The 5581-nt window shown below is 71.2% G+C and carries 7 protein-coding genes and 1 tRNA gene; 4 read left to right on the top strand and 4 right to left on the bottom strand.

Annotated features, from left to right (window positions below; genetic code table 11):
• A partial coding sequence (locus tag NQ160_RS17385) for an SOS response-associated peptidase (RefSeq protein ID WP_257516407.1) occupies window positions 1-308 on the top strand: 308 nt, incomplete at its 5' end.
• 447 nt (window positions 309-755) lie between these two features.
• Window positions 756-1646 carry a 3-methyladenine DNA glycosylase gene (locus tag NQ160_RS17380; protein WP_257516406.1) on the top strand — a complete coding sequence of 297 codons (891 nt, stop codon included), beginning with the start codon at window positions 756-758 and terminating at the stop codon, window positions 1644-1646.
• Here the strand turns inward: NQ160_RS17380 and NQ160_RS17375 are convergent.
• Window positions 1631-2824 (bottom strand): glycoside hydrolase family 3 N-terminal domain-containing protein, encoded by a 1194-nt coding sequence (locus NQ160_RS17375; RefSeq protein ID WP_257516405.1) that lies wholly within the window; start codon window positions 2822-2824, stop codon window positions 1631-1633. The genes NQ160_RS17380 and NQ160_RS17375 overlap by 16 nt on opposite strands.
• A 178-nt stretch (window positions 2825-3002) precedes the next feature.
• Between NQ160_RS17375 and NQ160_RS17370 the strand changes: the two genes are divergently transcribed.
• A complete protein-coding gene (locus NQ160_RS17370; protein ID WP_257516404.1) occupies window positions 3003-3977 on the top strand; it encodes an epimerase in 975 nt (324 codons plus the stop codon).
• Window positions 3978-4010: 33 nt separating this feature from the next.
• Here the strand turns inward: NQ160_RS17370 and NQ160_RS17365 are convergent, their stop codons facing one another.
• Both NQ160_RS17365 and NQ160_RS17360 read right to left on the bottom strand, forming a co-directional pair.
• On the bottom strand, window positions 4011-4319 hold the full coding sequence (locus NQ160_RS17365; protein WP_257516403.1) for a hypothetical protein: 309 nt from the start codon (window positions 4317-4319) through the stop codon (window positions 4011-4013).
• A gap of 220 nt (window positions 4320-4539) precedes the next feature.
• A tRNA-Ala gene (locus NQ160_RS17360) sits at window positions 4540-4612 on the bottom strand.
• Window positions 4613-4741: 129 nt separating this feature from the next.
• Here NQ160_RS17360 and NQ160_RS17355 point away from each other — a divergent pair.
• The gene (locus tag NQ160_RS17355; protein ID WP_257516402.1) at window positions 4742-5167 is read left to right on the top strand and encodes a VOC family protein; all 426 of its coding nucleotides are present in this window, start codon (window positions 4742-4744) and stop codon (window positions 5165-5167) included.
• 3 nt (window positions 5168-5170) lie between these two features.
• On the opposite strand, the gene rsfS is transcribed toward NQ160_RS17355, so the two are convergent.
• Complete coding sequence (gene rsfS, locus NQ160_RS17350; protein WP_257514197.1) at window positions 5171-5548, bottom strand: ribosome silencing factor; 378 nt, start codon at window positions 5546-5548, stop codon at window positions 5171-5173.
• Window positions 5549-5581 lie beyond the last annotated feature (33 nt).

Raw genomic sequence — 5581 nt, 5'->3', positions numbered from 1 at the left:
AGTGGTGGAAGGACCCGCAGAAGGCGGACGATGACCCGGAGCGCTGGCTGCTGAGCTTCACGATCCTGACCCGGGACTCGATCGGGCGGCTCGGATCGATCCACGACCGCATGCCGCTGTTCATCGACGGCGACTTCGCCGACGCGTGGCTCGACACCGACACCGACGACCACAACGTGCGCGACCTGCTGGATGCCGCGATCGACGCCGCGCCCGCGCTGGCCGACACGCTCGAGGACTATCCGGTTTCGCCTGCTGTCGGCAACGTGCGCAACGACTCCCCCGAGCTCATCGAGCCCGCTGCGTAGTCCGCGACTCATGCCGGGTGTCGGGGCGTCCGGCCGGGCGGTGTGCCGGGATGCGGCATCCACGAGGCGTCGGGCGGGCTTGGTGCTTCGGTGCCTGTATCCACCGGCCCTGTGCGCGGCTTTGCGCCCGGGATGAGGAGATCTGCCGAGATGCGGACCCGGATGCCGGTGGTGGTCCGCATCCGGGCGGATCTCCGCATCCGGGCATATCGGGTGTCGCTTGGGCGCGGTAGGTGTCGCTGCCGCCGGGCGGTCCCGGCCTGCGGCATCCACCGTCCGTCTGCTGGTCCCGGCGCCCGGGATGAGGAGATCTGCCGAGATGCGGACCGGATGCCGGTGATGGTCCGCATCCGGGCTGATTCTCGCATCCGGGCATAGCGGGTGCCGCCGCAGCACCCCCGCATGCGACGACGCGGTGCCCGCGCGCCTCCCGCGTAGGCTCGAAGGATGACCGCGCTCGCATCTCGCACCGCCCTGGTGCTGAGCCGCGCCGAGTGGCAGGAGCGCGAGGACGCGCACCACGCCCGCGCCGATGAGCTCACCGCCGGGCGGCGCGAGCGCGCAGCCCGCGGTAAGACCCACCCCGTGGACGACTTCCTGTACACGTACTACTCCTACAAGCCGGCGTTGTTGCGCCGTTGGCATCCGGGTGTCGGCGTCGACCTCGCCGACGCCGCGGTCACCCCGCGCGCCGCGTGGCGCTGGTACGCGCCGGGAAGCGCCCCGGCAAGCCTTCGGGTCGACGCGGCGGGCTTGGAGGCCGCGAAGCCGCAGCTGCTCGACCTCTGCGAGCGGATGCTGCGTCTCACGGCCGCGCGCCCGGGCCGATTCGGGTGCTTCGGGCTGCACGAGTGGGCGATGGTCTACCGGGCCCCGCAGCCGCGGCACACCGTGCCGCTGCGCCTCGGGCAGGAGGGCACGGATGCCGTGGTCGAGGGCCACGAACTGCGGTGCACGCACATCGACGCGTTCCGCTTCTTCACCCCCGACGCCGGTCCGCGCAACCAGTTCGTGCCGACGCGGGAAGACCAGCCGCTGCGGGAGCAGCCTGGCTGCCTGCACGCCGGCATGGACGTCTACAAGTGGGCGATGAAGCTCGGCCCGCTGGTGCCCGGAGAGCTGCTGCTGGACTCGTTCGAGCTCGCGCGCGACATCCGCGCCCTCGACATGGCGGCATCGCCCTACGACCTCGTGGACTGGGGCGTCGAGCCGGTGCGCATCGAGACGGCCGACGGCAAGGCCGAGTACGTGCGGCGTCAGCGTGAGTTCGCCGACCGGGCGAACTCACTGCGGCAGGCGATCGTCGCCGCGTGGCGTGGGCCTCAGCCGACCGGCTGACAGGAGTCGCAGGGCGTCAGGGCGCCGGTGGTCGACTGCAGGCGCAGCGCGGTCACCCGGGTCGCCGCCTCGTCCAGCCGCTCGGCGGGCAGGGCGCCGGTGTCGACTGCGGCGGCGATGCCGTCGACCAGGCGCGTCGCCGTGGTGGCATCCGACAGCATCACCGCCATCACCATGTCATTGCCCGCGGCGAGGGCCGCGACCGCGTTGGCCACCGGATCGGCGTAGGCGGGATCGCCGGTGTTCTGCAGCATGCCGAGATCGTCGGTGATGGCGACCCCGGTGAACCCGAGTTCCTCGCGCGCGATGCGATGCCATTCCGCGGACATCGTGGCCGGTGCGACGTCGACGGACGTGTAGACGAGGTGCCCGAACATCAGCAGCTCGGCGCCCGCATCGATGCCGGCACGGAAGGGCACGGCATCCGTCTGGCCCCAGGCCTCGCGTGAGAGGTTCGTGGTCGGCAGCATGTGATGCGAGTCGCCGGGGGCCGCACCGTGGCCGGGAAAGTGCTTCAGGGTGCTCGCGACGGCGCCGGCCTCGCCCACGACGGCGGCCGAGACGCGTTCCGCGGCGGCCTCAGGTGTCGTGCCGAGGGCGCGGCGGTGGATGAAGCTCGCGGGGTCGGCGGTGACGTCCGCCACGATGCCGAAGTTCACCGTCGCCCCGGCGCGCTGCAGCAGGGCGCCGCGCGCGGCGAACGCCGAGGCCGTCTCGGGAGGGGGCGCGTCCTTGAGCGTGGTCGCCCCGGGGAGCGCGTCCCAGGGCAGCCGGGTGACGTCGCCGCCCTCCTCGTCGATGCCGAGGACGACGGGGAGCATCGGGTCCACGGTGAGTGCGCGGGTGATCTCGCGCAGCGCCGCCTCATCGGCCGGGACGTTGGACCCCATGAGGATGAACCCGCCCACGCCGGTCGCGGTCATGTAGTCGCGCAGCGCGCTCGGGTCGCTCGTGGGGATGTGTCCCATCACGACGGATGCCGCACGCTCGCGGGTGGACATCGCGGCGACCAGCTGCCGGGCACGTGCATCGACGGCAGCGCCGTCGGCCGCCGTCACGGTCGCCGATGCCGGCGGCGCTGATGTCTCGCCCGCCGCCGCGCCCGTCGCAGGGGTGAGGGCCGCGCCCAGTGCCACGACGGTCGCCAGGACGCTCAGCAGACGGCCGGATCGGTGCATCCCGACAGTGTAGGTCGGTCGCCCTGACCGGAACCCGTGCGTGGTCGGCGATGGGACGTGCGGTCCGCGCGTGCGGTGGCGAAGACCGTGGTAGTGACCGCCGCCGGGTGAGCCCGCCGTACCGCGCGCTGCGGTGTCGATAGTGTCGAGGCGACGGCAGGCGACGATCGGAGCACGCGTGGGAGACAGACCGATCGCCGTGGTGGCGGGCGCGAGCGGGTTCGTCGGCTCCGCCGTGGTGTCCGCACTGGTCGACGACGGCTATGAGGTGCGTCGCATCGGGCGGTCGGCGCAGTACCGGTGGGATGATGCCCAAGCCATCGCGCGCGCGGTCGACGGTGCTGCGCTCCTGGTGAACCTGGCTGGCAAGTCCGTCAACTGTCGATACACCGACGCCAACCGCGATGAGATCCTGCGCTCGCGCACCGAGACGACGCGGGCGCTGCGCGAAGCCGTAGCTGCTGCGGCGCACCCGCCGGCGGTCTGGCTCAACGCGTCGACCGCGACCATCTACCGGCACGCGATGGGCCGGCCGCAGTCGGAGGCTGGCGGCGAAGTCGGCACGGGCTTCTCCGTCGATGTCGCTCGGGCATGGGAGCGCGAGTTCTTCGCCGGCGACCTGCCGCACACCCGCCGCGTCGCCCTGCGCATGGCGATCGTTCTGGGCGACGGCCCGGCGACGAACATGCTGTTCACGCTGGCGCGGGTGGGACTGGGCGGTCCCCAGTTCGACGGCTGGTGGATGCCGCACCGCCGCTACCGCGGCATCGGCGCCAACCCCACCGGCGACGGCCGGTCGCCGTGGCATCGCAGCAAGGGCCGGCAGCGGTTCAGCTGGATCCACATCGACGACGTCGTCGCGGCGATCCGCTTCGTCCGCGACCGCGATGGCATCAGCGGTCCGGTGAACCTCTCGAGCCCGCATCCGTCGGACAACCGCACCCTCATGCGCACGCTGCGGCGCGCGGTCGGCATGCCGATCGGACTCCCCGCCTGGCGCTGGATGCTTGAGCCGGCGATGTGGCTGCTGCGCACCGAGCCGGAGCTCGTGCTCAAGAGCCGTTGGGTGGTCCCCGGCATGCTCACTGAGGCGGGCTTCACCTTCCGGCATCCGCACCTTGAACCCGCGGTGAGGGAACTCACCACGCGCTGACCTGCTCGCCCGAGGCGGGGCCGGTCGGCGGCGTCAGCCCGGCTGCAGCCGCAGCACGTCGACCTCGCGGCCGGTCAGCGGAACCGGCACCGCCGGCTGCGGGCGCGGTGACGGCGCCGTTCGGCGGGTGGCCACGAACTCGTGCAGGATGCGCCGGGTGAGGCGCTGGTCCAGTGTCCCCTCCCCCGCGGCTACCGATCGCACCGCGCCGGCGAGCGTCGCTTCGTCCGCTCCTTTGAGGAGGAAGCCCGCCGCGCCGGCGTCGGGGGCCGCGAACACGTCGTCGTCGACGTCGAAGGTCGTCAGCAGAACGGCGCTTGCGCACTGGACCGCTTCCGGCATTCTCCGGCGAGCATAGCGACTCGGAGATCGCGACCGCCGCGGCGGCCGAGTGTGGGCAGCGTTCGCACGTCCGACGGGGATGGGTGCCGAGACAGGCCGTCCTTGATCGTGAGCAGGTCAGGCAGCTCGTCAAAAGGTTCGTCTGCGAAGGCGCGCCTCACCTACGGACTGTGCGGGAGCCCCGAAAACACAAAAACCCCTGTTCTACCAGGGGTTTTCGTGGACCTGAGGGGACTCGAACCCCTGACCCCCTGCATGCCATGCAGGTGCGCTACCAGCTGCGCCACAGGCCCAGACGCTGTTCGCGCTCTCGCGCGGCAACTCGTTAAGCCTACAACACGTCAGCGCGGTGAATCGAATCGAACGCGATGTCCGGGCGTGTCCGTACACTGGGCGCCGTATCCGAACGACGGAGGTGCCAGATGGCCACCCTGGGCAACATCACCTTCTACGCGGATGACCCCCGCGCGCTCTCCCATTTCTGGGCGGGGGTCTTCGGCTATCCGCTCCTCGAATGGGAGGACCCGATGCGCCGGCAATTGCTCGACGCCGGGCTCACCGAAGAAGATCTGAGCACGCGCGCTCTCGCCGAAGACCCGGCCGGCGTCGGCCCCAGACTCTTCTTCCACCACGCCGACGGGCCGAAGCGGGGGCGCAACCGCATCCACCTCGACGTGCAGGCCGTGGCCGACGGCCGCCCGACCCGCGAGCAGCTGGACGCCGAGAAGGACCGCCTGGTGGCCCTCGGAGCCGAGGTCGTCAGACTCGTCGATCGGAACTGGGGCCCATGGCCCGAGCTGTACTACCAGCTGCGCGACCCCGAGGGCAACGAGTTCTGCCTGCAGTGAGCCTCAGTCGGCCGACGTGGTGGCGGGGAGCTCGACCGGGATGACCGGGCAGTCCTTCCACAGTCGCTCGAGGCCGTAGAACACGCGCTCCTCCTGGTGGAAGACGTGCGCGACGAGGTCACCGAAGTCCAGCAGAATCCACCGGGCCTGCTCACGCCCCTCGCGGCGGAGGCGCTTGTGTCCCGCTTCGAGAAGCTTCTCCTCGATGCGGTCGGCGATTGCGGCGACATTGCGCTCGCTGTTGCCGGACACGATGAGGAAGGCATCGACGAGCGGCAGCGGCTCGGAAACGTCGAGCGCGACGATGTCCTCTCCGCCGGTCGCATCTGCGGCCTGCGCGGCGATCTGGATCATTTCACGCGATTGGGCGCTGGCGGTCATGAGAAGACTCCTGTGGTGATTGCGAAGACGAGC

Source organism: Microbacterium sp. zg.Y909 (assembly GCF_024626565.1).
The sequence above is the reverse complement of the archived record's forward strand: the minus strand, read 5'-3'. Positions and strand labels throughout refer to the sequence as shown.